The sequence below is a fragment of the Shewanella nanhaiensis genome, from assembly GCF_019457885.1.
Taxonomy (GTDB): domain Bacteria; phylum Pseudomonadota; class Gammaproteobacteria; order Enterobacterales; family Shewanellaceae; genus Shewanella; species Shewanella nanhaiensis.
The window spans coordinates 14,079-37,302 of sequence record NZ_JAHZST010000004.1 but is presented as its reverse complement, the minus strand read 5'-3'; the positions used below and the strand labels follow the sequence as shown (position 1 = coordinate 37,302).

The following is a 23,224-nucleotide window of genomic DNA, read 5'->3' as shown; positions in this document are numbered from 1 at the left end:
AAAGATAAAAAATAATATAGACTAAGGTATCGACACGTGTGATTATTTTTTAATATGGCTTGAATGAAGCCAATTGCTGTTATGCAAATGAAAAGAATTTGATACTCTTCGACCCAGAAGCTTACAGCCGCTCAAGGTAAGGAATCACTATTTCTTGCTCAGTTATTTTAAGGAAATATACATGCTGGATTCATCAAAAAATCAATATCCCCCATTGCCTCTCATTCAAACCTGGGTATGGATGATGACCCAATCGGGCGACACTGATATCCAGAAAAAAGGTCAAAATAACCTCATTGCTTCATTTGGAAGTCTTGCTAAAGCCAACGAATATATAGTTAAACAGGGCAAAGGCTAATTACTATAAGCCAATGTTTGACAATAAAAAAGGAGGCTTTAGCCTCCTTTTTTACATCTGCTTTAACTTATATATTATCACGTCTAGCTTTGACACTTTGATTTAGTGTCTCAAGCAGCGATTCAGTATCATTCCATCCGATACAAGCATCGGTAATACTCTGTCCATAGCATAAAGGCTCGCCCTGAATATAATCCTGACGCCCCTCAATAAGATTACTTTCAATCATCACACCAAAAATGGCTTTGTCACCTTTGCTTAATTGACCCGCAACATCTTCGCCTACTAATAACTGACGTTTAAACTGCTTAGCACTGTTAGCATGGCTGAAATCGATCATGATGTTGAGATCCAGCTCTGCTTTATCAAGCTGCTGCTTAATTTCACTCACATGCTCGGCGCTGTAGTTAGGCTCTTTGCCACCACGAAGGATAATGTGGCAATCAGCGTTTCCTTTCGTCTCAACAATGGCTGAATGGCCAAACTTGGTCACAGAAAGAAAGTGGTGAGGTGCACTTGCCGCTCCAATCGCATCTATAGCGACCTTAATAGTGCCATCGGTACCATTTTTAAAACCAACAGGGCTAGATAGACCCGATGCCAACTCGCGATGCACTTGAGACTCTGTAGTCCTAGCACCAATCGCTCCCCAACACATGAGATCTGCCACATATTGAGGCGTGATCATATCAAGAAACTCACCGGCTGTTGGCATCCCCGTATCATTAAGATCCAGCAGCAACTTACGTGCAGTTCGTAAACCATCATTGAGCTTGAAGCTGTTATCCATATCAGGATCGTTAATCAAACCTTTCCAACCTACGGTCGTGCGAGGCTTCTCAAAATAGACTCGCATCACTATCTCAAGCTGGTCTTTATACTGCTCTCTTAGCTTGACCAGTTTCCGGCCATATTCGAGCGCCGCTACAGGGTCATGAATCGAACAAGGGCCGACAACGACCAGTAAGCGATCATCATTTTTTCTAAGAATGTGATGTATATTGTCACGTGCATTAAAAACCGTTGCCGACGCGTTCTCGGTTGCCGGAAATCGTTCCAGAATCGCAATGGGAGGCAATAGCTCTTTGATCTTATTTATTCGTACATCATCATTTTTATAATACATGGTTATCAACTTACTCCGGCTTACTGTTAAACAAATTTCTCTCGGCAATGCTACTAAGTTCAATTTATCCAGTATTAACCAATAATGCAATTAGGATATAACAAATAAACACAATAAAGATTTCACCCCTTTATTATCAACAAGTTAAAATATTCCCTTTCAATTTTATTATTAAACTAAAGCTGAATTCATGGCATTTTCAACACAACAACTTTAACAATATATTAGCTTTTAACCAGCATAGGAGCTCAAATGCAGATATATAAAACTTTTCAAAATGGATTTTTGAGAGGATGGGCAATTAACGAAATCATGATTAATCAAGCCGTTATCCCATACTAGTAAACAAACTAAAACAGGTTAGAAAACGTTCTACAGCATCTTAACCCAAGCAGTACTAACTACTAACAACGGTAATAAAAATAGATTAATTACACATAAAAAACCAAAAATAAGATAATTATCTCGCACCCGAAAAATATAGAAACGAAGTAAAAAATTTTTTAAAACAAACCCCTTCACTATTTATCGTCTCTAACTACTGCCAAATCTAGATAGAAGATAAAATTTCAAACAGCACCTGCATGCCTTTAGTTTAAAGGGTACTAATGTACTACCGATTTTACTTGATAGCACAAAAACTAGCCGTTAGGTTGTGCCAATGAGGTCTGACGTCAGACCTCTTTACCCGATTAACAATATAATAAAGAGAAAAGCCAATGAAACATTACTACAAGTTACTACTCTTGGGTCTGTTTGCTGTCAGCCCATTGGCCCAAAGTGCAAGTGGGGTCGCATTTGTACATGGAACCGGAGACCAAAGTGATGCACTCAACGATTACTGGAATCCAAATTTTATCAACACAATTCGCCAAGGTATCTCGCAACCTAATAACTACATGGTCGTTAACTGCGATTTTGATCAATATATGTGGGATGCTGCAGCTTCTGGTTGCCTTGCAACCCAACTCACTCAATTTATCGATAGCAAAAATATCGATGACCTCACCCTAATTACCCACTCTAATGGTGGCAATGTGGTCAGGTGGATACTGTCAAATCCAACCTGGGATAGCCGATACCCTACTATTATCAATGCCGTTAACCGAGTCGTTGCTATCGCCCCCTCTAGTGGTGGTACTCCACTGGCCGACGCCGTCAACCAAGGCTCAGTATTTGAAACAACTTTAGGTTGGATATTGGGATATGGCAGTGACGCTGTTAAACAGCAACAAGTGAGCTGGATGAGCTATTACAACAGCACTTGGCTTAATGGCACCCAAGGCAGACCTTCATTAAGCGCCCCCTTTGAAGCAGTTGTTGGCTCCGATGTCGACTCGGCAATTTGGGATGGTGATAGTTACTGCGCTGGATACCAATACCAAGTGGCTTTAGAAACCACTCAAAACTGGCTAGATGATTGCTCCGATGGTTTTTTAGAGTGTAGCTCTCAAAGCGCAGCAGGTAGTGTCTGGTTCACAGATAAGCAGCGCACAAGAGGCAGTGAGCCCTTGAGTCACCAACAGAGCCGACGTGACTGTTTCAACCTGCACACCATTATTCGCGATCATATATAGGAGACCACAGATGAAAAAGTTAACACATTTAGCCACATCTCTAGCCATGGCAAGCTTATTGGTCGCCTGTCAGGATGACGCCCAAACAGAAGAGCCGCAGGTTGAAGTTGCTAAGCAGCAGACGAAAAGCTTCATCCTTGCAGCGCCTCAAACAGGTGACTTTGGTTCAACTGAGATCAATGAGCCCACGCTTCCCCCCATCAACAGCAGCCCAGAAGCGGTTAGTTTTGTCACAAAAGTCCCATCAGACTATACACTCACACCACCTGTAATAGCGCGCTCAGTTCAAAGTGATGAGTATTGGACTAAGGTAACTGGCGATGAGCTAAATCGCGGTGTTAAATTAGCAATAAGCCAAGCCTCCAGTGTGATCCGCATCTCCCCCAGAGGTGATACAAGCTCAGGTACATTAACCCACAGTAAAGCGATTGAGCCTGAAACGATTCAACTGCTCAAAGAGGGCGATAAGGAGAGTCAAAGTCGCTCATACATAAAATCACTGGCAGACTCGCAAGCTCTTGCCACTGCAGGTCTAACAGATGACTCCAGCGCCTTAATACTCTCCTCAGATGCAACCGCAGGCCAATATCGATTGAAAGTAAGCGAGAAGCTCGAACCCAACGCCAGCTATATGGTGAACGTGAAGGAGAAGCACTCCCCTTACAAACTAAAGTTAACTAGCAAAGATAGCCTTTCATCGGCTCAAACCTCAATGCCATTTCAACTTGAGCTAAGTAATAACCAGACTCAGTTAAAGCCAAAAGCAAGCCTTAAACACGCCAATGGCTACTATCAAGCACTAGAAGTTGAGCAGGTTAATGGCCAGTGGAGCGCCAAGCTACCTGAACTCAATGCTATGCCTGTTAGCAACTCAGGTCTGAGTGAGATCCAACTCGAAGTGAAAACCAAGGTTGCTGGTAAACAGGTTATCAGAACCGTTAAGAAGGCATTTAAGCAGTTTGTGCCATCGGCAAAGATCCAACCAGAGATCTCTACAAGTTGGGAGCAAGGGATACCAAGCTCACTCACATTAACTTTAGAGATGAAAAAAGCGGGACGTTTCTCTGTTGCAGGCTTTCTGACAGGGGTCGATACGCAGGACAATGATAAGCCAATCCTAAGAACTGAATCAGCCGATTGGTTAACGCCTGACTCGACTAAGCTCACCTTAAAACTAGACACACAGCTCATTGCTCAGTCTGGTTTAAAGCCTCCCTATAAGTTACAAGGATTAACCCTTAAAGATCAGGGGCAGATGGCAAGGCTAAGCTACCAAGCCCATGGAGTGACATTAAACTAATACCAATCAGTATAACTGTTCACGACGAACAAAAATGCTCCTTATTTTAAGGAGCATTTTTTTATCCTATTGGCTAATAGGAGTTAATGACTCTTCATCGCATGCAGCTTAGATTGATACTTTAATTTGTTATTCTCATCATTTGAAAGATTAAGGGCCTTCTTCATGTTCGCCTGCGCTCGCCGTTCATCACCTGTTTGCCAGTAAGCTCTGGATAAACCGAAATAGAACTCATGGCGATAATCCGCCTTTGCTACCGCACGTTTATACCAAAGTAGTGCATCTTGATACTCCTTATCAAAGTAGGCTTGCTGAGCCATATCGTAGTAATAATAGGGGTTATCGATTCGCTCCAACTCTAATCGCTTATGCACAGCTGCCCACTCCTCAAGCCTGTCTTGTGCTCCTAGCATCACGGCATAATTATAGAGGGCGTTCATATCATAGTTATCTATCTCCAGTGCCAACTTGTAGAGTGTTTCAGCCTCTTGGTTTAATCCCTTGTAGCGATAGAGCACCGCCAACGTGTTCAGTGCGGGCATATAACTTGGCATCTCTTGCAGACCTAACTTTAAAAAGCCATAGGCTTTATCATAATCCCCCATCACCAGAGATTCAGCGGCAACATTATTGTAAAACATTGCTGTAACTGTCTTTTTGTTGATTTTTTTCTTATCAAAACCTCGAACAGCCCGCTCAGGCAGAAAATCAACCTGAATAGCCCGCTTTAACATATGCACAGTATCACCATGACTTAATGGCAGTAGTCTTAAATTAATATGACCATTCACTAGATAAAATCCCCCCTGCTTATCCCAAACAGGAGGCACCTCAATCTCCTGAAACTCGACCTCGACTCCTAACTCTTGGGCTAAGGCCGATGTCAGCAGCACCAGAGATAAACAGTTTCCCGCACGCTCGCTGAAGGTTTCGCTAGCAACTCGAGTCATGTTATCTCGATACTGAAACGCTCCCTCTTCGGCATTGATATATTCAGCCAACCACTCATTGGCCAGCATGTTATTCGACTTAGTTAATTTGGCCCGCTGTAGCTCTGTCCTGAGCTCTCTTATTGCATCATCCGGTAACGAAAAGAGCTCATCAGGCTGAGGAAGCCCATCCACCTCAGTAAAATGTTCATCATAAAAGTACTGCTCAATTTGGCTAACATGAGCGGTATTAGAGGTAGAGGTACAAGCTTGAAGAGAGATAAGAAGCAAACAGATAAACAGAAGACTAGATTTGGAGAGACTAGGCTTAACACAGCAAAAATTAGAGCTAAACGATTTCATGGACACCAACTTTAATCTAGCAAGAGGTTAAACTCAGTGTACATGAATGAGCAAAAAACAGACAAGGCTAATGCGTTACAAAAGATTAACAAGCAGAAAGAGAGATTACTCTACCTGTTCAGAGGCAGACATAACATCATCAACTTGAATGTATAACTCCTTGTTTTTATATTGATAAGGTCGATAAAAAAGGCCATTACATCGATAATAGATGTAGGGATGAGAATAGGGAGTACAGGCTAAAGGCAGAGCTTGCAGGATCTGAATTTGCTGCTGCATCCTTAAGGCCTCCTTCCACTCATGCTCAAGTAACACTTGATCTCTAACCGCAAAAGCATCAAACGGCTCGCTGGATTTACGTACCACAACTTGACCAGCTGTCGCTGTATGAGAAAAGCCTGCCACAAGTAAAAAGAGAGCAAGAGTAGACACGATTTTACGCCGGCAGATATTCATACTTTACTCCATCAATAATCACGATTAATTATCGCACGCTAAGCAGATACTGCTCAAGTTTGCTCAACACGCTTAATATCTTCTAAAATTTCATCTTCAATTCTAAATAGCCGATCTTGGCCCCATACCTGGCACGTTTTATAGCTAAAACTTGGCACGCCCCAAAGCCCGAGCTCATACAACTCCTCTAGATTTCGCTTCGCCCAATCACGCCAGTCCTCACTGCTAAGCTCTGTTTGCGCATCCTGCCAATCTAACCCCGCCATCTGCACTATCTTTTTTAACCCTGACAGACTCTTACTATTAATTCCCTGTGTATTCACCGCTCTGGAGTAAGCCAAAAGGTACTCCACCTCCCTTCCCTGTCTGCAAGCATAATCAAACAGGGCGTAACAATGCTCTACGCCTTTGCCTAAGGGATCGGCCACAAACCCATAACGAATTCCTCGCTTCAGCGCCTCACGCTTAGTATCATGAAATATGTACAGTTTCTTCTTACTGGAAACTGATAAGCCTCGCATCACCATAGGAAGTACAGGCTTAACGACTAACTTGACTCCATAGTGCTCACTCATACGAACAGCTTGCTCTAACCCCAGATGAGAGTATGGACTTCGGATAGAAAAGTAGAGAGTAAGAGGAGGCAGATGTTCACAAACCTTAGTTTTTCTCTCTTTAAAACCTTTAAATGCTAAATCACTTTTATCAAATAATGTTTGCAGATTAAGACCTTTAAGCTTAATCAAACGCCGCTCAAGATGAACTAACCTGTCGACTCCCCAATACCACTCTCCAGCATAATAGAGCATGCCCCCCATGTAATGACCACGGCGATTAAGATAATGGTTATTTGTATCAAGCCTTTCATCAAGCAGTGAATCGCAATTCAATGAGCCGCTATCTAGCTCGGCTCCCTCATGCCAAAAATGGCGAAACACGGCCAAGCAAGCGGTAAGCGAATTCTCAGCTTTAAAGAGTGCCGCCTGCGCACACCTTAGCTCACCATCAGAGCGCATTGGCTTGTTTGCTGGGAAATCAAAACCATAACGCTCTACAAAATAGCTGGCATCATCAAAAGCATTAGCCTTCCAAAGCGCCAACTCAGGGAATGCTTCACTATCCTGGCAATTCACGGGGTAAAAATGAAATGCTAATTTAAGGTGGCTAAAGTAGTGGGGTCTGAATTCAACAAGTGCCTGTAGGAGCAGATAGGAGTATGGATCTTGAAGATCAATAAAGACCTCAAGCCTATGCTCTCGCATCAATAAGCGGCGCTTGACCTCATGGAGACACCTCTTGACACTTAGCCAGCCTTCACTGCTGATCCCGCGTGCAAGGTAGGAGATAAGGTAAGATTTGATGACAGATATGATTGCTGTGACCCCTTCATGGTGGACTCAAACTTAACTTAGTCGATTCAGCCCCAATTTGATAGCCATCCACGTTAAGAGCGGACTGGGACAAACAAAAATGCCAGCCCTGAAGGCTGGCATTGAAAACTTGCATTGAAAAAGAGGTGTTAAACTTAACGAGCGCTCTTAATTGAGACAAACTCGGGATAGGCATCGATACCACAGTCAGAGGCATCCATTCCTTTATACTCCTCCTCTTCACTCACTCGGATCCCCATGCTCAACTTCAGGGCATACCACACAGCAAGTGAAGCGCTAAATACCCAAGCAAAGATAACACCTGCACCGTAAAGCTGACCTAACACAGTAGCATCTGCGTTTGATAACGGCACTAACATCAAGCCTAAGAACCCAGCAACGCCATGTACTGAGATAGCACCTACAGGATCATCAATTTTCAGTCTATCCAATGCCACAATAGAGAAGATAACCACACCACCAGCCACTAAACCTATCACGCCGGCAAAGGCGATAGAGGGAGAGAGAGGATCGGCAGTGATAGCAACAAGTCCCGCTAACGCACCATTTAAGATCATGGTCAGATCCGCCTTGCCCCACACCATTCTACATACCACCAAAGCAGAGACCGCACCAAAAGCTGCTGCCGAGTTAGTGTTAAGGAAAATTTTAGCCACGGCAGTTGCGTTTTCAGCATCTGAAACTAATAACTGCGAACCACCATTAAAGCCGAACCAGCCCATCCACAGAATAAACATACCTAAGGTTGCCATAGGCAGGTTGGAACCTGGAATGGGATTAACTTGCCCATTGGGGCCATATTTCCCCTTACGGGCACCAAGTAAAAGAACCCCAGCAATCGCAGCAGCAGCCCCAGCCATATGAACAATACCGCTACCAGCAAAGTCGACAAATCCAGCTTCAGAGAGAAAACCGCCACCCCATGTCCAATAACCTTCAACTGGATAGATAAACCCTGTCATCACCACTGAAAAAGCTAAGAATGCCCATAGCTTCATACGCTCAGCCACAGCACCAGATACAATTGACATTGCCGTTGCAACAAAGACAACCTGGAAAAAGAAATCAGACTCAAGAGCATGGTCGGCTCCCTCAGCTTGATTGCCGATCAAGGTGCTAATAGAGGGTAACCAGCCCCCTTCACCATTATCAACATACATGATGTTGTAACCCACAATCAGAAACATCACGCAGGAGATAGAATACAGGCATACGTTTTTAGTTAAGATCTCTGTGGTGTTTTTCGATCTCACCAAGCCAGCTTCTAACATGGCAAAACCCGCAGCCATCCACATAACCAGCGCACCGGAGATCAAAAAATAGAAGGTATCTAAAGCAAACCTTAATTCAGATACCGTCACACCTAACTTCACTAACTCTTCCATCATCTATCCCCTTAAAGTGCTTCGTTATCTAGCTCGCCCGTACGAATACGGATGGCTTGTTCTAAATCCGACACAAAAATCTTTCCGTCACCAATTTTTCCAGTGCGAGAAGCGTTCACAATCGACTCAATAAGCAGCTCAAGATTCTCCGCTTTCGTGGCGATCTCAAGTTTAACTTTTGGCAGGAAATCGACCTGATACTCTGCGCCACGATATAGCTCAGTGTGTCCTTTTTGACGACCAAAACCCTTTACCTCTGTAACCGTCATCCCCTCAATACCGACACCCGCAATCGCTTCACGAACATCATCTAACTTAAACGGCTTAATGATAGCGCTGACCAGTTTCATACCAATCTCCCTAACTTAAATTGTTAATCACTTCTGCTAATGACTAATTCAAGCATCAGGCCAAGTTAACAAACTGATAACTTTTAATGAGTTAGCTATCTTCCTTAAAATCTGCCTAGTGTATTGCGCACCATTAAGGTGCGCATAAAAACTCAATGCACAGAATTAGCGCACCCTTTTCATTAAGCTGTTAGACCAAATGCGCATTGGAAAGAGGATGATTAGCTGTAGAATAAAACTCACTATCATCAGAGGTGTGCAAAGATGTTGAATCCACAAGAGTGCGTACTGGTTGTTGTCGACGTTCAGGGAAAGTTAGCTCAAGTGATGGACAGCAGTGCAGAGCTACACCAAACACTACTGAACCTAATCAAGGGAACCGCCCTATTTGATATTCCAACATTATGGTTAGAGCAACTGCCCGATAAGCTGGGCCAAACTAGCCCAATTCTCTATCAGGAGTTGATAAAACACAGCTCTCCCATAGCAAAACAGCATTTTAGTGGCTGGCAAGCTGAGCAGTTTAAAGAGCAGCTCACCGCGCTAAATCGTACACAGGTACTGCTAGTCGGAATAGAATCCCATGTATGCGTATACCAAACCTGCAGCGATCTTCTAGAGAACGACTTTGATGTTCATCTTATCGTCGATGCCATCTCCTCACGCACCTATGCAAATAAGCAACTAGGCATTGAGATGATGCAACACAAGGGCGCACAGATCACCAATATGGAATCACTGCTGTTTGAACTTCAACATGAAGCCGTAGGAGAGAGGTTTAAAGCGTTACTCAAACTTATAAAGTAACTAGCCAAAGGTTGTTTTACTTGTCTGATTCAGTGAGACGACGCAAGTACAATCCCTGTAGTCTCTGCGATGACGTCTGATGTGAATGGACTCACAAATGCCGTGGTGACAGGATGTCATAGAACGGCCATGTCATCGAAGCTCACTGACGTACCTACACCTGAGTATTTATCTCTTCGATTGAGGTTTTGGGCTGTAACTCATTTTTGAACAGAAGTGAGTTAGACCCAATTGATTAGAAAAAGTATATCAGCCCCTATTAGCTCCGACCCCTTTATCGAGAATAACGACCAAAGGCTAATTCGCTCCGATCCCTTTATTTTTCGCGATACCTCACCTTGAAATCTAAGCCCACAGCCGCATTCACAGCTGGCTCTGTTCCATACTTGAATATTTTTTCGGTGTGAGACTTAGGATTACAGAGTGCTATTCAATGATTAGAGCGGTGCCTACACAATAACCTTGGCGTAGCTATCGCGCTCTATATCAGCAACTTCAACAGAGATTGAGCAATCCGTCATTTGCAACTTTTTTAATTGTGCTAAAACTAATTCGGTTAATCGTGATTTTTGCTCTAGGTTACGCCCCGAAAGTATTTTTAACGTAACATGTACAAACTTTAGCTCTACATTACCTGTTTGATAATTGGCATATGGCAAGGCTCTAACCTTGATATCACTGCCTTCTGCCTCAAACAAATTTGATGCTAAAGCTCCCTGATAAACACAGGCAATCAAAAGATCACCCTCAATATTTTCTGAATGCTCGATGACACAATGTGGCACTTAATTCTCCTCTAATGCTAGCGAGCCAACAATCGTAAAATAATTGACGTGATTTATTGCGACCTTTGTAAAAGTAAGACAACTGACGAAGTAGGCTTGCTTGGACTTGTTAAGTGGGTGAAATCAGATACAGACCCAAATCGTTCAACCCCTGAACGATTCCTACTTGAATAAGTAAGACAACTAGAGTAAAGCCTAAACTCCCACGAAATGAGAATAGAAAGATCTTACCGTAGACTATAGAAACTACAACATAAGCAACAATAAGACCTAACAAGCCGCCTATGATGAAGGCACTACCAACAGATAATATAGTTCCGACAATAACAGCCAAAACGCAAAATCCGATCCCTTGTTTTCTGTACCAAACAGCTCCGCCCCAATTTTTACAGGGACTACGGTAATCAACATTAAAATTATCATTCCCAAAATGATATCTTCCTTGTTTACTATGAGATTAAGCCTAACTCCACCAATAATCGTGGAGTAACTTATCTCCGAAAAATAATGACAACTTTTAGAGTATTAGGATCTATTAGGTGCTAGCTCCCTCTTAAAAACGAAATGATTACTCAGATTAATTATTAGAATATTGTAACCTCAATCTCTCCATCCTGTATTGAATACACAGCCATAGGCCTTTATTTACACCAGTTGCTTCTGAAGATAGTGGCGTTTATGCTTCCCATAATAACCATCAAGTGACCTACCAATACATAGCCCTGTTTTTTATAGAAACCCAGGGCTTGAAAGTTAAATGTGTCTAAAGTGGAATCTTCATCTATTTCACTCAAGGCCCACGATTCAGGATCATCTGCCCCCATTTTTTTGAAGATATTTGTTAATTCTTCTTTATTCACGCTATCTTCCTTAATGTAAATATGTAACCTAATCCCTTATTGAAATTAGAAAAGCTAGCATCCATACTGGTGACCAAATCGAAACTAGAACGCGGCTACGCACGGCCTATCCTTATTTGTCATAGCTCGCCTTTCATATTCCTATTTTTAATAGTTTGAAGGCACGCTATACATATAACCTTTGGAGCAGCAAATGCTTCAGAAACATCATTCCACTCGCCTTGCTCAATAAGAGTGTCATCGCACGATTTGCACCACACATTCTCAACTTCTGATTCATCTAGATCGCCGATATCTTCTCCAGAAAAATACTCAATAGGAGTGTCACTTTCTTTCTGATTTACAAGGTGTTGGCATACAAGTGCGTAGTCCATTATTCCGTGTTGGTGACAATTAACTTTTTCAGAATTACTCATATTCCCTCAAGAGTTATAACGCCTGCATAACACGTTTGCTGCCATGCAAATTAAGCTTAAATTTACCACTGAATATGGTAAAGCCAAAGAAAAGCTAGAATACCAAATGTAGCAAATCGTGTTGATGCGATTGTTAAATGTGGCTCAACGTAGCCTGCAAACTAATCGCAACATGTCCTTGTGCTGAATTCCATTCTCAAACATTTCTTCATCATAATTGTCGAGGAAGAAATCCTTTAAAATGGAATCTACTCTGAAATCGTGACGCTGATAAAACGATAATTGGTATCCAAAAGTACCCGTTCCAAGCTCAACTTTACTGTAGCCAATCGTGGTTAATTCTTTTAATACAAATTGGAGTAGTTTTGAACCAATACCTTTCTGCTGATATTTAGGATTTATTGCTATATTAAAAATTTCAGAAGTAGAGGTATTCAATGACTTACTAACGCAAATACCAACAATCTCATCACCATCAAACGCGCCAAAACAAGCCGAATCTATTAAGTATTTTTTGATAGCAGTTTCGGACGGATCAGCTTCAAGCAATAGCTTCATTGGCACTGATTCAGATAATATTTTCTTAAATTCAATCAAGCCACTTTCCTCTTAAAGCCTAAGAAATATTTAACAGTGTATTAGGCTGAATTCCGAATAAGAACAGTCAGCCAGGTTGACTTTAACTAGAAAAATAACTTTAAATAACATTATGTTCAATGCCTTACAAAAATATTAATTGCGATTTCACTGACTATTCTTATAGTGAAAACCAGAATTTGCATATTTGTGATGTGATTTGATTTAACTATTAGATATAGATGTTTTTAAACAGTCATTTAGTAGTTGTTAACTCTAAACCTCCTTCCTTTTTACACCAACAAAAGATAGGGCTGACATAGCTTATAGGCGATGCAAAAACCTTTCACTTTAGCTTCTTACTTGTACTACTTACCTTTTTATCAGTGATAAATGATTTTGATGTATTTTTTGTTAGCAACTCAAATAACCACAATCGAAGAGATACTCTTGCTTAAAATCAGCAGGTGTAGATGCGGCTGCGGACGTTGATGGGAAGGATGCCATCGTCGAGCCTACAAGGAACGTACTTGCGGCGTTTCGCAGAAGTGTCTACACATAAGCACGCTGCAAGCGGTAAATACAAATGAAAGCATAACCTCCAAACGCATCCTCCAATAAAATATCTGCCGGAAACTAAAATAAAGAATGTAACCTCCTTCATTCGAAGGATGAAAAAAAGCCCTCTTTGGGAAAAGAGGGCTTTATCTATGCAGGTTTTGTTAACTTGTACAGTACAAGTTCAGGCTTATCGCTTAGTAAGTTGCTTCACGCTTTTTAGCTTCAGCATCCCACTTAGGAAGTACAGTCTTCTTGAACTCTTCCTTATCAGCATTCATCTTCTTCATGTCCATACCAAGCGCAGCTTGTGCTTTCGCTTTAGTAGAGATATCTGGAATAGCGATTGGCTGTGGTACACCTTTCTTAGCAAGTAGTTGAGCTAACTTAACGCGAGCATCAGCTGCTTTATCTACCGCTGTACCTAGTACACGTAGTGCTTCATCAGGAGCGTGAGAGGCAACACCGTGAGAGGCAATTGCATAATCCCAGCGCCATTGAGCATGACGGATATCGGTTAGAATTGGCTTCATTTCAGCTTCGGTAGCACCGGCTTTCCAAGCAGCACCTGCTTCGAAGTGTGCCTTAACTAGCTGGTTTTCAGCTCTAAGCTGGATCTCTTTAACCTTAGCTTTACGCTCTTTATCTAGGTTAACCATGAACTCTTTGCTTTGATCATGACAATTACCACAGGTCTCTTCGAAACGATCAAATGGGTTACCCACTTTATGATCGGTAAACTTGCGACCTTCAGCATTCTTAACCTTAGGCATGTGACAGTCAGTACAGCTTACGTTGTTCTTACCGTGCATACCTAGCTGCCAAGTTTCATAACCTGGGTGTTGAGCTTTCAACATTGGCGTCTTAGAGACTTTGTGAGTCCAGTCTGCGAAGTCGATAGCATCATAGTATGCTTCCATATCTTCAACAGTGGTACCCTTGTCCCATGGGAACTTAACAAAGCCTTTCTTATCGGCCGTCTTCTCGAAGTAGTACTCTACGTGACACTGGCCACACACCATAGACTGCTTATCTTTACGAGACGCTTTATCAAATGGTGTACCAATCGCTTCCATGCCGCGCTCAGCGAATGGACGAGAGATACGTAGCTTAGACTTACCTTTTTCGTGACAATCACTACAACCAATAGTGTTAACGATCTCAGCTCCACCTTTGTACCACTTACCAGAGAAGTAACCGTCTTCACCTTGCTCTTCGATCATGCGAGGCACATCTGGGCTCTTACAAGACCAACAAGCCATAGGCATAGGACCATCAGCATCAGACTTAGGCGCGCCAGTACGCAGCGTGTTACGAACATCTGCCACTGCATACATATGTCCACGAGCCTTGTTATAGTCTTTCGCAAAACCGTAACCCGCCCAAAGAATAACTAGGTTAGGATCTTGCTCGAGTGCGTCGGTGATCTCTACGCTCTCTGAAGTCTCATGCCAGCTATTGTATTGCTTAGAAAACTTATCTTTATATTGCTCATTACGTGGCTCAGTTTTATCACTTGCCATCGCACCAGAAGCCATCAGGCTTGCTGCGACCAATGCACTCAGTGCAAAGGATTTTTTAGTTAATATTCTCACCATCTCATCTCCGTGTTACTTTATAGTAATCTTAATAACCACAACATCTCCAAGGCCAAAGTTAGCCTCTTACTTATAGGAAAAATATACCCCTTATGAGGTATCCGAGATAAAGTTTGCGGTAGATCAACATGTGAACGTGTTGTTGCTCACATTTTTGCATTTTTGTTAACGTACTAAAGGGTTAACTAAATTAATCACCTTCAATTTATAGCTTAATAATTCTAATTTAGTGAGTTTTTATATAATGAAAAACGGCAGTCTAACATCCACCATTTTAGGTCTAATGTTAACGTTAATTTTATTATCCAGTGGTTTAGCAACCTTTGCGATTATCAACCTAACCTATAGCTTAGGCGATGCCCGCGCCATCAACGCATCTGGCTCCTTGCGAATGCAAAGCTATCGCTTAATGTTTTACGCTAATTCAGGAAGTGAAGAGGCCGAAGACAAGATAAAGGAGTTTGAAAATACCCTTTATTCTGAAGCACTAAAGCGCTCTATTGTCTGGTATAGTCCTCAAGAGTTGGAGGATCAATATCGACTAGTAGTTGAGAAATGGAAGGTGATGAAATCCTACATTGAAGATGAAAACTCACGCCTCTATGCCGCCTCACTTAAAGACTTTGTCGATACCATAGATCTACTGGTACTTGAAACTGAGCTTCATGCCGCCTTTAAGTTAAAAATTCTGGCTGCAAGCCAGATTTTTGGTTTAGGTTTAATGCTATTTATTGCATTTTTAGCCGTTCGCTTTACCAAGAAAAAAGTGGTTGCCCCCCTAAACCAACTGATGGAGTCAGCTAACACTATCTCTAAGGGCGATTTTGATGTGCGAATGCCTAAAACTGAGTATATCGAACTCAGCTCATTAAGTGATGCACTCGACAGCACCGCAAAGGAGCTATCTACCCTCTATCGCAACCTCGAATCCCAAGTAGAGGAGAAGACCCATGCACTGACCCGAGCCAACAATGAACTAACGCTACTCTACGACAACCTAGTCATGCTGCACTCAGGTACCTTAGATATTAAAACCCTGAAAAAAGCATTAAACCAGCTCAGTAAACATGAACCTCATACCTTCTTACGTCTGGTTATTTCACAAGATCAGGAAAGCAAGCAAGTGATTGAAGCCGATAATGGCTGGCCCCTAGCAAGTGGGAATCAAATACACTACCCATTAAAGTTTGAAGACTACGAACTGGGCTACCTTGAGGTGATCTCAAGTACGCCGAATCACCCTTTATTTGATAATTTTGCCATTATGCTGGCCCGCTCCATCGTTATCTTTAATGCTGGAGAGCAGAAACAACAGCTAGCGTTAATGGAGGAGCGTGGCGTTATTGCCAGAGAGCTACATGACTCGCTAGGTCAAATCCTCTCATTTTTAAAAATACAGGTAAATCTACTCTCTAAGGGGTTAGATACCACATGTAGAAGCCCTCAAGTAGAGGGACAGATTGCAGAGATAAATGAGGGGGTAAATACCGCCTATGTGCAGTTGAGAGAGCTACTTTCTACCTTTAGGCTCACCATTAACGATCCTAACCTGAACCATGCTATTGAGGCGATGTTAGATCAGCTAAGAAGTCAGTCAAAAATATCTATCTCGTTGGACTATAAGCTACCGCTGCAACTATTAGGCGCACATCAGCATATCCACGTGTTACAGTTGACCCGAGAAGCGACACTCAATGCGATAAAGCATGCACAGGCTCAGCACATAAAGATAAAATGTTTTAAAAGCTCAGATACCCATGTCACCATCTCTATCAGCGATGATGGCGTAGGTATAGAACAACTCAAAGAGCGCGATCAACACTTTGGCATTGGCATTATGCATGAGCGTGCGAGCCGCTTATCAGGTATAGTAGAGTTTGGCAGCAACCCTGATGGAGGAACAACAGTGACACTCACTTTTCCACCTCAGCAAAAACCTGTTCAATAAATTAAGTCTAAGATGTTTACACCTCAAGGAGTCGGTACAAAAATGGGGAAGCCATATTCAGTTCTCGTTGTCGATGATCATCCACTATTACGCCGTGGGATCTGCCAATTAATTACTTCAGATTCGGATTTTACTCTTTTTGGTGAAGCGGGTAGCGGGCTAGATGCCTTATCAGCCATTGAAGACAATGAGCCAGATATCATTCTGTTAGATCTAAACATGAAAGGGATGACAGGATTAGACACCCTCAATGCATTACGCCAAGAAGGGGTGACATCACGTATCGTGATCTTAACGGTTTCTGATGCCAAACAAGATGTGATTCGTATTATTCGTGCTGGCGCCGATGGTTACCTGTTGAAAGACACAGAGCCAGACCTACTGCTTGAAAAGCTCAAAAATGCCATGCAGGGACACAGAGTGATCAGTGAATCTGTTGAGGAGTATCTTTATGAACTTAAAGATGCCACCGATGAGGATGACTGGCTCAGTAACTTAACCCCTAGGGAGTTGCAGATCTTAGAACAGGTTGCCGAAGGAAAGAGCAACAGAATGATCTCTGAACTGCTGCACATTAGCGAAGGGACAGTAAAAGTGCATGTGAAAAATCTATTGAGAAAAGGTCATGCTAAATCGAGAACCGAGATGGCAGTTCGTTACCTAAATCAATAGTCTAAATGCAAAAATAGTATAAAGGCAGCGACTCGCTGCCTTTTTCATCTGAACTAATAAGTATCAGTTAATGAGTCTCGGTTAGGAAAACATGCCAGCTTTCAAGTGCTGCCTGAAAATCCTCTAGGCCGCAGTAGGCTTCTGACTCACCATTATAGAGAGACATGGCATCTTCAAGCTCAAACTCTTCGCCATTTTCCAACTCATTAGCAAAGATCCTCGCCTGCTCAGCATCTAACTCCAAAGAGAGGGCTTTACCCACCATACGCCAGTGTATTAGCTGATTTGACTGCAGCTTAGCGACAACCTGGCAGATCTCATTATACTTTTCAGCACACTCCCCTAGCTCCTCAGCAAACCAAAAGCCTAACGCTTCATGATCCATGCTGAAATTGGCCATCACAGTGCCCGTTAAGGTATTACGTCGAAATTCATATTCCATAAATTTTTTACCTTAAATATCTCTAAGCTAATTTTAACTCAATAGCGGGTAGTATGGGTAACTAAAAGCCTAATTCAATAAGTCTCTCAGTAAATAGTTCAATAAGTCGCTCAGTAAGTAGAGTGACGATTAGGTAGGGGCAATAAAAAGAAACGGATTAAAAATCAGACACAAGGTCAATTTTTACATGGACGTTTGGAATACTCATTAAAGGCCAGACATAAAAAAGGACGCCTGAGCGTCCTTTACATTCACACAAATGATGTATTAGTGTGCGTGTGCTTCTGGTGCAGCTTCTGCAGTAGGAGCTGGTGCTTCTTCGATAGAGAGCAGTTCAACTTCAAACACTAGCGTTGAGTTAGCAGGGATAGTACCTGTATCACGATCGCCATAAGCAAGCTCTGCAGGGATAACGAACTTGTACTTAGCACCAACTGGCATCAACTGAACACCTTCAGTCCAACCTGGGATAACACGGTTTAGTGGGAACTTAGCTGGCTCGCCACGAGCAACAGAGCTATCAAATTCAGTACCGTCAGTTAATGTACCAACATAGTGTACCTGAACAGTATCTTCAGCTTTTGGCTTCTCACCTGTACCTGGAGTCAATACTTCGTACTGAAGGCCAGATTCAGTAGTGACAACACCCTCTTTGGCTTTGTTTGTCTCAAGGAATGCAGCGCTATCAGCGAGTGCTTTCTCAGCTAAAGCGGTCGCTTGAGCTTGACGCTTCTCATTTAACTTCTCATCAAGAGTCTGTAGTACAGTCTGCATCTCCTCTTCGGTTAGCTTAAGCTCGTCATTCAAGCCATTGCTAAAACCTGTGATGATAAGACTACGGTCAACAGGTAAACCTAACTCTTCCTGCTCCTTGATGTGACCTGACATATACTTACCAATAGATGCGCCAACGCTGTAGGCTTGTTTCTGTGCTTCTGTTTTCAATTCAACATTGGCAGCAGTTTCAGTTGTTTTTTGTTCTTGATTACAAGCTGACAGACCAATAACGGCCAACGCAACCAGTGAGATTTTATAAATTGATTTCATTAAAGCTTCCTCAGCATCTTCTTGTAGTTACAATAACCTTACTCTATTAGGCGAACCACTTTATACTAGTTAAATATGATATTCCAATTACATTATTCAAGTTTCATTTTCAGATGATAATGTAATTTCACTTGACCTAGAGACAACAACTTTTGGAGCAAGTTCATGAAAAAAATCTTTTTGGTTATTTTTTACACTTTGCTTCTATCCGCTTGCCAGCCACAAGCACTGGATACTCAAGAGTTAATCTTCGAGCCTAGCTATGATGCCAGTCTATCCTCACAGGGGGATCTCGCGCTAGTGAGTACCGCCAATAGCGGGCTACAACTTTGGGATCTTCAAAAGCAAAAACAACTATTTACTTGGCGACACGGTGAAGCTGGCGCCAGTGCTTTCGATACTGCCATCTCAGAAAATCAAGCCTATGCGGCTTCACTTAGCCGCGATTCTGTCGGCCTATGGCGTATCTCTGATGGCCACTCTCTGGGTTGGTGGTCACTCCCCTCTAGCGGTCAAAGTGTCGATGTCGCTAACAATGGGGCACTGCTTATCGGCTTAAATGATGGCAGTGTGATGTCTCTGAGACCCAACACCCGCACGCTGATTAAATTTCTAGGACACAGCGAGAAGGTCAATAGCGTCTCCCTCTCCTCCGATGGAGAGCTGGCACTGACAGGCTCTAACGATAAGCACGCCATTCTTTGGAACCCATCAAGCGGTCAACCAATACAGGATTGGCAACTGGGTAATCGAGTGATCAAGGTCAAATTAAACGCCAGTGGCACCTACGCCTTTGTGGGTGATAGCACTAAGGTTGCTCAAATTATGGATAACGCAACTGGTGAGGTGATAAGCCAATTAAATATCCACCGAAGGAAGATGAACTTCTCGGCGGCGCGCTTCTCCAGCGATGATACTCAGCTAATTACAGGCACTCCTGCGAGAGAGTTGATAGTGTGGCAGGTTAAAACAGGGGAAAAACTGGCTAAATGGCAAGTTCAGCGAACCAAACATGCCCAAATTAAGGGAGCCGTTGTATACTCTGTCGCAAACAAAGATCCAGATAGGATCATTAGTATCAGTAGTAACGGCCTTGTGGAAACTTGGCCAGTACCTGTCCATTAGAGGTAAAAATGGAACAATTAGCACAACGAGTCGAAGATCTTGAGATGAAACTGGCTTTTCAGGAGAGCACCATCGATGCCCTTGATCAACAAGTGATCAAGCTCAATGACCTCCTTGCAGAGCAGCAACACCAGTTACGCGTTCTTATCAGCAAATTACAAAGTGTAGAACCGAGTAATATGGCGACTCAAGCTGAAGAGACACCACCGCCACACTATTAATGCCAATCAGTATAAATAGATACTGCTGACTCAACTTAATTTCACAAAATTGACAAGTGAGTCAGCAGATATTCAGCTAAATTATGTTTAGATGCTGCGTTTTAACTTGAATCTATTATACGGATGTTAAAGGATATAGTGTTAAACACAGTCCAAACCAAAGGATATATATGCAGCAGGTAAGTCTAATTGGGGCGACACAATGAAGAAGTGGCTACTTATTCCACTGTTCAGCTTGTCGCTAACAGGCTGCGCATTTAACAGTATCTTCATTAATTACCCCTCTCAGATCGCGCCGGTAAAAGCGCAGATAAACAGTAATGATCCGATAAAGGGTGCCGATGAGGTTGCTGATAATATCTCAGGTGCCGATGGCCTGCTCTACGCCCAAGAAGCGGGCAGAGTCGCTCAAATCGCTGGAGATTTTGAAGCCAGTAAAGCCTACTACCAGCAAGCGGTTGCCGCTTACCTTGAGTTTGATGACAAGGCGACCCTGAGTGCATCAGAGCTTGGCGCCACAGCCAGCAGCCTATTTATCAACGATAACGTCATCCCCTACCGCGGCCCAGGTTATGAAAGAGTGATGCTGCATCAATACCAGGCACTCAATTACCTGTTAAGTGGTGATAAAGAGGGAGCACTCGTCGAAGTTAGGCGCAGCAATAACTTGCAAAGCTCTGAGCAGCGCAGATACCAGAAATCCAATGAATCGGTTCAAGCGATTGCCAATGGCACCATTGACGCGGAAGTCAACAAGCTAGGGAAAGCGGCTGGAAGCACCACCAGCTCATTTTTAAATGCTTACAGCTATTACATCACGGGAGTGCTCCACGAAATATTAGGGGAGCCCAATGACGCCTTTATCGATTACCGTAAAGCCGCCCAAATCGCCCCCAACAACCCGTACGTGCAAAAGGACCTAGTTCGCTTAGCGAAACAGCTCTCAATGCCTCAAGCCGATGAGTTTGAGAAGCGCTGGGGAAAAGCAGCTAAACCGAAAAAGGGCGAAGGGGAAGTGATCATGCTGGTCGAGCGTGGTTTTGTGGATGAAAAACAGAGCCTAACCGTTCCATTTCGAGTCCACGGTAGCTGGCAAACTGCGTCTCTGGCAACCTACCCATTTAACTCCCGCCCTGTCGCTAAGGGGCAAATAAGAGGCTTAGATAAGCGTTTAACCGCAGCACCGATCGCTAATATTGATGCGCTAGCCATCACAGCTCTAAAAGAGGAGCTACCAGCCGCCTTGGTCCGTCAAGCAGCGAGGGCCTATGCTAAAGCAGAGATGGCTAGAAGTGTACGTAGCGAATCTAAAGCGCGTAACAATGAAACCGATTTCGGCTCCATCGCCATGCAGATATTCAATGTCGTCACAGAACAAGCTGACAGGCGTAGCTGGCTAACCTTGCCTAAGCAGGCTCAGATAGCACGAACCTACGTGAATCAAGGTCAGTATTCAGTCCAATTGGACAACTCGGCTCCAGCCTCAATAGAGGTAAAAAGTGGAAGAACAACACTGGTTTGGGTAATCGACACTGGTAATTACACCCGTTTTTATACAATAATCATTTAAACAACATCTAATGGAACTCACTATGAAACATTTCAAACTAATTTTTCTGCTAGCAGCAGCGATTGGCCTAGCAGGTTGCCAATCTAAAGTTCAGTACGGGGATGCCACAGAAGTGGAAACCGTTAATGAAAACTTTGGTTCAACCGATCTACAAGCTATCACATCTAAGATGGTTGATAGCATGTTAACCTTCCCGCCAGTCATGGTGCTAACGGCTAACGATCGCCCTATCGTCTTTGTCGATAAGATTAAGAACAAGACCTCTGAGCATATCGATACAGAGTCTGTCACTGACTCTATCAGCAATAAACTGCTTCGTTCTGGTAAGTTCCGTTTTATCGACATGACTAAAGTTGACTCAGTACGTAAACAACTGGATTACCAAAATAATGCCGGTATGGTTGACCCCTCTACTGCCATCAACTTTGGCCGTCAAATCGGCGCTCAGTATATGCTATACGGCAATCTTTCTAGCATAGTTAAGCAAGATGGCAGCACCACTGATGTGTACTACAAGATGACCATGCGTCTAATGGATCTTGAAACAGGTCTGATTGAATGGTCTGATGAAAAAGAGATCCGCAAGGTAAGATCTAAGTCTTTCCTTGGTTTATAAGCGGATAAGCGCATTAAGATAAGTGTGAAAATGCCAACCTCTAGGTTGGCATTTTTTTACTTAACTGTAGAAGCTAAGTTATAGGAACTAAGTTATAGAAGCTAAGCTCATCCCCATCAAAGCTCATTACGCTCAATCTATTATCTTCCAACAAACCATAGCTAGGTTTATTCTCTCCCCTCGGGATTGTCACAGAGCCTGGGTTAAAAAGGATTATCTCCCCCTGTTTTTCAGCAACAGGCAGGTGTGTGTGCCCCGATGCGATAATGTCGCCAGCACTCAGGTGCGGACAGTTATCGCTACGATAAAGGTGTCCATGAGTTAAGAAGAGTCGACGACCGTCGTCAAGCAGCACCCAGTTATAGTCAGCCATCATAGGAAAACTCAACAGCATCTGGTCCACTTCACTGTCACAGTTACCACGCACAGCAATAATCTTATTAGCATAACCATTGAGTAACTCAACCACTTTCATGGGAGCATATCCCTGAGGTATGGCATTTCTCGGCCCGTGGTTAAGAATATCCCCAAGTAGCAATAAGTGCTGAGCGCCACTTTGTTCAAAAGCCTTAATCATCTTCTGGGCGCTTTCAAAGCAACCATGAATATCCGAGGCAAAAAAGAGTTTCATAAGATAGGCACTATGGTAAAAAATGGAGCAGTATCATACGCCCTTTTCCATCACATTACCGTTAACTCTGTCCCATGTAGAAAAGAGCGTACACTCATAGTCTCAATTGTCAAAATC

The 23,224-nt window shown here is 43.0% G+C and carries 24 protein-coding genes; 10 read left to right on the top strand and 14 right to left on the bottom strand.

The features are described from left to right. Positions 1-181 precede the first annotated feature (181 nt). Positions 182-358 carry a hypothetical protein gene (locus tag K0625_RS06845; protein WP_012323627.1) on the top strand — a complete coding sequence of 59 codons (177 nt, stop codon included), beginning with the start codon at positions 182-184 and terminating at the stop codon, positions 356-358. A gap of 67 nt (positions 359-425) precedes the next feature. On the opposite strand, the gene aroG is transcribed toward K0625_RS06845, so the two are convergent. Beyond that, positions 426-1,484, bottom strand: a complete 1,059-nt coding sequence (aroG, locus tag K0625_RS06840; RefSeq protein ID WP_220109014.1) for a 3-deoxy-7-phosphoheptulonate synthase AroG — start codon at positions 1,482-1,484, stop codon at positions 426-428. Between the two features lie 719 nt (positions 1,485-2,203). Between aroG and K0625_RS06835 the strand changes: the two genes are divergently transcribed. Together K0625_RS06835 and K0625_RS06830 are read left to right on the top strand one after the other, a co-directional pair. After that, positions 2,204-3,061 (top strand): esterase/lipase family protein, encoded by an 858-nt coding sequence (locus K0625_RS06835; RefSeq protein ID WP_220109013.1) that lies wholly within the window; start codon positions 2,204-2,206, stop codon positions 3,059-3,061. Positions 3,062-3,071: 10 nt separating this feature from the next. Further along, the gene (locus K0625_RS06830; protein WP_220109012.1) at positions 3,072-4,361 is read left to right on the top strand and encodes a DUF4785 domain-containing protein; all 1,290 of its coding nucleotides are present in this window, start codon (positions 3,072-3,074) and stop codon (positions 4,359-4,361) included. An 83-nt stretch (positions 4,362-4,444) separates the two neighbouring features. Here K0625_RS06830 and K0625_RS06825 read toward each other — a convergent pair whose 3' ends face one another. The 5 genes from K0625_RS06825 to K0625_RS06805 all read right to left on the bottom strand — a co-directional run bounded on the left by K0625_RS06825 (position 4,445) and on the right by K0625_RS06805 (position 9,235). Beyond that, positions 4,445-5,653: a tetratricopeptide repeat protein gene (locus tag K0625_RS06825; RefSeq protein ID WP_220109011.1), complete on the bottom strand. Its 1,209-nt coding sequence runs from the start codon at positions 5,651-5,653 to the stop codon at positions 4,445-4,447. A gap of 105 nt (positions 5,654-5,758) precedes the next feature. Next, positions 5,759-6,109 carry a hypothetical protein gene (locus K0625_RS06820; protein ID WP_220109010.1) on the bottom strand — a complete coding sequence of 117 codons (351 nt, stop codon included), beginning with the start codon at positions 6,107-6,109 and terminating at the stop codon, positions 5,759-5,761. Between the two features lie 53 nt (positions 6,110-6,162). Continuing rightward, on the bottom strand, positions 6,163-7,371 hold the full coding sequence (locus K0625_RS06815) for a DsbA family protein (RefSeq protein WP_220109009.1): 1,209 nt from the start codon (positions 7,369-7,371) through the stop codon (positions 6,163-6,165). 263 nt (positions 7,372-7,634) lie between these two features. After that, positions 7,635-8,885 (bottom strand): ammonium transporter, encoded by a 1,251-nt coding sequence (locus K0625_RS06810; protein ID WP_220109264.1) that lies wholly within the window; start codon positions 8,883-8,885, stop codon positions 7,635-7,637. Between the two features lie 11 nt (positions 8,886-8,896). Continuing rightward, the gene (locus K0625_RS06805) at positions 8,897-9,235 is read right to left on the bottom strand and encodes a P-II family nitrogen regulator (protein ID WP_012323619.1); all 339 of its coding nucleotides are present in this window, start codon (positions 9,233-9,235) and stop codon (positions 8,897-8,899) included. Positions 9,236-9,499: 264 nt separating this feature from the next. On the opposite strand from K0625_RS06805, the gene K0625_RS06800 reads away from it, so the two are divergent. Continuing rightward, a complete protein-coding gene (locus K0625_RS06800; RefSeq protein WP_220109008.1) occupies positions 9,500-10,042 on the top strand; it encodes an isochorismatase family protein in 543 nt (180 codons plus the stop codon). A gap of 449 nt (positions 10,043-10,491) precedes the next feature. On the opposite strand, the gene K0625_RS06795 is transcribed toward K0625_RS06800, so the two are convergent. The 5 genes from K0625_RS06795 to nrfA all read right to left on the bottom strand — a co-directional run bounded on the left by K0625_RS06795 (position 10,492) and on the right by nrfA (position 14,835). Further along, entirely contained in the window at positions 10,492-10,827 is a 336-nt protein-coding gene (locus K0625_RS06795; RefSeq protein ID WP_220109007.1) for a 5-carboxymethyl-2-hydroxymuconate Delta-isomerase, read from the bottom strand. A 641-nt stretch (positions 10,828-11,468) separates the two neighbouring features. Further along, complete coding sequence (locus K0625_RS06790) at positions 11,469-11,687, bottom strand: hypothetical protein (protein WP_220109006.1); 219 nt, start codon at positions 11,685-11,687, stop codon at positions 11,469-11,471. Positions 11,688-11,806: 119 nt separating this feature from the next. Next, a complete protein-coding gene (locus K0625_RS06785; RefSeq protein WP_220109005.1) occupies positions 11,807-12,103 on the bottom strand; it encodes a hypothetical protein in 297 nt (98 codons plus the stop codon). Between the two features lie 144 nt (positions 12,104-12,247). Beyond that, positions 12,248-12,700, bottom strand: coding sequence for a GNAT family N-acetyltransferase (locus tag K0625_RS06780; RefSeq protein WP_232846968.1), 453 nt, complete (start codon positions 12,698-12,700; stop codon positions 12,248-12,250). 734 nt (positions 12,701-13,434) lie between these two features. Continuing rightward, complete coding sequence (nrfA, locus tag K0625_RS06775) at positions 13,435-14,835, bottom strand: ammonia-forming nitrite reductase cytochrome c552 subunit (protein ID WP_220109004.1); 1,401 nt, start codon at positions 14,833-14,835, stop codon at positions 13,435-13,437. Between the two features lie 244 nt (positions 14,836-15,079). Between nrfA and narQ the strand changes: the two genes are divergently transcribed. Together narQ and K0625_RS06765 are read left to right on the top strand one after the other, a co-directional pair. Then, complete coding sequence (narQ, locus tag K0625_RS06770; protein WP_220109003.1) at positions 15,080-16,783, top strand: nitrate/nitrite two-component system sensor histidine kinase NarQ; 1,704 nt, start codon at positions 15,080-15,082, stop codon at positions 16,781-16,783. A gap of 42 nt (positions 16,784-16,825) precedes the next feature. Continuing rightward, a complete protein-coding gene (locus tag K0625_RS06765; RefSeq protein WP_220109002.1) occupies positions 16,826-17,455 on the top strand; it encodes a response regulator in 630 nt (209 codons plus the stop codon). A 67-nt stretch (positions 17,456-17,522) separates the two neighbouring features. On the opposite strand, the gene K0625_RS06760 is transcribed toward K0625_RS06765, so the two are convergent. Further along, positions 17,523-17,897 carry a YacL family protein gene (locus K0625_RS06760; RefSeq protein WP_220109001.1) on the bottom strand — a complete coding sequence of 125 codons (375 nt, stop codon included), beginning with the start codon at positions 17,895-17,897 and terminating at the stop codon, positions 17,523-17,525. A gap of 267 nt (positions 17,898-18,164) precedes the next feature. After that, complete coding sequence (fkpA, locus tag K0625_RS06755) at positions 18,165-18,944, bottom strand: FKBP-type peptidyl-prolyl cis-trans isomerase (protein ID WP_220109000.1); 780 nt, start codon at positions 18,942-18,944, stop codon at positions 18,165-18,167. 165 nt (positions 18,945-19,109) lie between these two features. Here fkpA and K0625_RS06750 point away from each other — a divergent pair, with 165 nt between their 5' ends. The 4 genes from K0625_RS06750 to lpoB all read left to right on the top strand — a co-directional run bounded on the left by K0625_RS06750 (position 19,110) and on the right by lpoB (position 22,476). Further along, on the top strand, positions 19,110-20,069 hold the full coding sequence (locus tag K0625_RS06750) for a WD40 repeat domain-containing protein (protein ID WP_220108999.1): 960 nt from the start codon (positions 19,110-19,112) through the stop codon (positions 20,067-20,069). Positions 20,070-20,077: 8 nt separating this feature from the next. Next, positions 20,078-20,290, top strand: coding sequence for a SlyX family protein (locus tag K0625_RS06745; protein WP_065187640.1), 213 nt, complete (start codon positions 20,078-20,080; stop codon positions 20,288-20,290). Between the two features lie 202 nt (positions 20,291-20,492). Beyond that, positions 20,493-21,860, top strand: coding sequence for a COG3014 family protein (locus K0625_RS06740; protein ID WP_220108998.1), 1,368 nt, complete (start codon positions 20,493-20,495; stop codon positions 21,858-21,860). A gap of 22 nt (positions 21,861-21,882) precedes the next feature. After that, positions 21,883-22,476 (top strand): penicillin-binding protein activator LpoB, encoded by a 594-nt coding sequence (gene lpoB, locus K0625_RS06735; RefSeq protein WP_181950444.1) that lies wholly within the window; start codon positions 21,883-21,885, stop codon positions 22,474-22,476. Positions 22,477-22,549: 73 nt separating this feature from the next. On the opposite strand, the gene yfcE is transcribed toward lpoB, so the two are convergent. Continuing rightward, entirely contained in the window at positions 22,550-23,107 is a 558-nt protein-coding gene (gene yfcE, locus K0625_RS06730) for a phosphodiesterase (RefSeq protein ID WP_220108997.1), read from the bottom strand. Positions 23,108-23,224: the final 117 nt, after the last annotated feature.

Bases quoted from the DNA above. Each gene is read 5' to 3' on its own strand.
- K0625_RS06845 (WP_012323627.1), top strand. From the start codon at position 182: ATGCTGGATTCATCAAAAAATCAATATCCCCCATTGCCTCTCATTCAA.
- aroG (WP_220109014.1), bottom strand. From the start codon at position 1,484: ATGTATTATAAAAATGATGATGTACGAATAAATAAGATCAAAGAGCTA.
- K0625_RS06835 (WP_220109013.1), top strand. From the start codon at position 2,204: ATGAAACATTACTACAAGTTACTACTCTTGGGTCTGTTTGCTGTCAGC.
- K0625_RS06830 (WP_220109012.1), top strand. From the start codon at position 3,072: ATGAAAAAGTTAACACATTTAGCCACATCTCTAGCCATGGCAAGCTTA.
- K0625_RS06825 (WP_220109011.1), bottom strand. From the start codon at position 5,653: ATGAAATCGTTTAGCTCTAATTTTTGCTGTGTTAAGCCTAGTCTCTCC.
- K0625_RS06820 (WP_220109010.1), bottom strand. From the start codon at position 6,109: ATGAATATCTGCCGGCGTAAAATCGTGTCTACTCTTGCTCTCTTTTTA.
- K0625_RS06815 (WP_220109009.1), bottom strand. From the start codon at position 7,371: ATGCGAGAGCATAGGCTTGAGGTCTTTATTGATCTTCAAGATCCATAC.
- K0625_RS06810 (WP_220109264.1), bottom strand. From the start codon at position 8,885: ATGGAAGAGTTAGTGAAGTTAGGTGTGACGGTATCTGAATTAAGGTTT.
- K0625_RS06805 (WP_012323619.1), bottom strand. From the start codon at position 9,235: ATGAAACTGGTCAGCGCTATCATTAAGCCGTTTAAGTTAGATGATGTT.
- K0625_RS06800 (WP_220109008.1), top strand. From the start codon at position 9,500: ATGTTGAATCCACAAGAGTGCGTACTGGTTGTTGTCGACGTTCAGGGA.
- K0625_RS06785 (WP_220109005.1), bottom strand. From the start codon at position 12,103: ATGAGTAATTCTGAAAAAGTTAATTGTCACCAACACGGAATAATGGAC.
- nrfA (WP_220109004.1), bottom strand. From the start codon at position 14,835: ATGGTGAGAATATTAACTAAAAAATCCTTTGCACTGAGTGCATTGGTC.
- narQ (WP_220109003.1), top strand. From the start codon at position 15,080: ATGAAAAACGGCAGTCTAACATCCACCATTTTAGGTCTAATGTTAACG.
- K0625_RS06765 (WP_220109002.1), top strand. From the start codon at position 16,826: ATGGGGAAGCCATATTCAGTTCTCGTTGTCGATGATCATCCACTATTA.
- K0625_RS06760 (WP_220109001.1), bottom strand. From the start codon at position 17,897: ATGGAATATGAATTTCGACGTAATACCTTAACGGGCACTGTGATGGCC.
- fkpA (WP_220109000.1), bottom strand. From the start codon at position 18,944: ATGAAATCAATTTATAAAATCTCACTGGTTGCGTTGGCCGTTATTGGT.
- K0625_RS06750 (WP_220108999.1), top strand. From the start codon at position 19,110: ATGAAAAAAATCTTTTTGGTTATTTTTTACACTTTGCTTCTATCCGCT.
- K0625_RS06745 (WP_065187640.1), top strand. From the start codon at position 20,078: ATGGAACAATTAGCACAACGAGTCGAAGATCTTGAGATGAAACTGGCT.
- K0625_RS06740 (WP_220108998.1), top strand. From the start codon at position 20,493: ATGAAGAAGTGGCTACTTATTCCACTGTTCAGCTTGTCGCTAACAGGC.
- lpoB (WP_181950444.1), top strand. From the start codon at position 21,883: ATGAAACATTTCAAACTAATTTTTCTGCTAGCAGCAGCGATTGGCCTA.
- yfcE (WP_220108997.1), bottom strand. From the start codon at position 23,107: ATGAAACTCTTTTTTGCCTCGGATATTCATGGTTGCTTTGAAAGCGCC.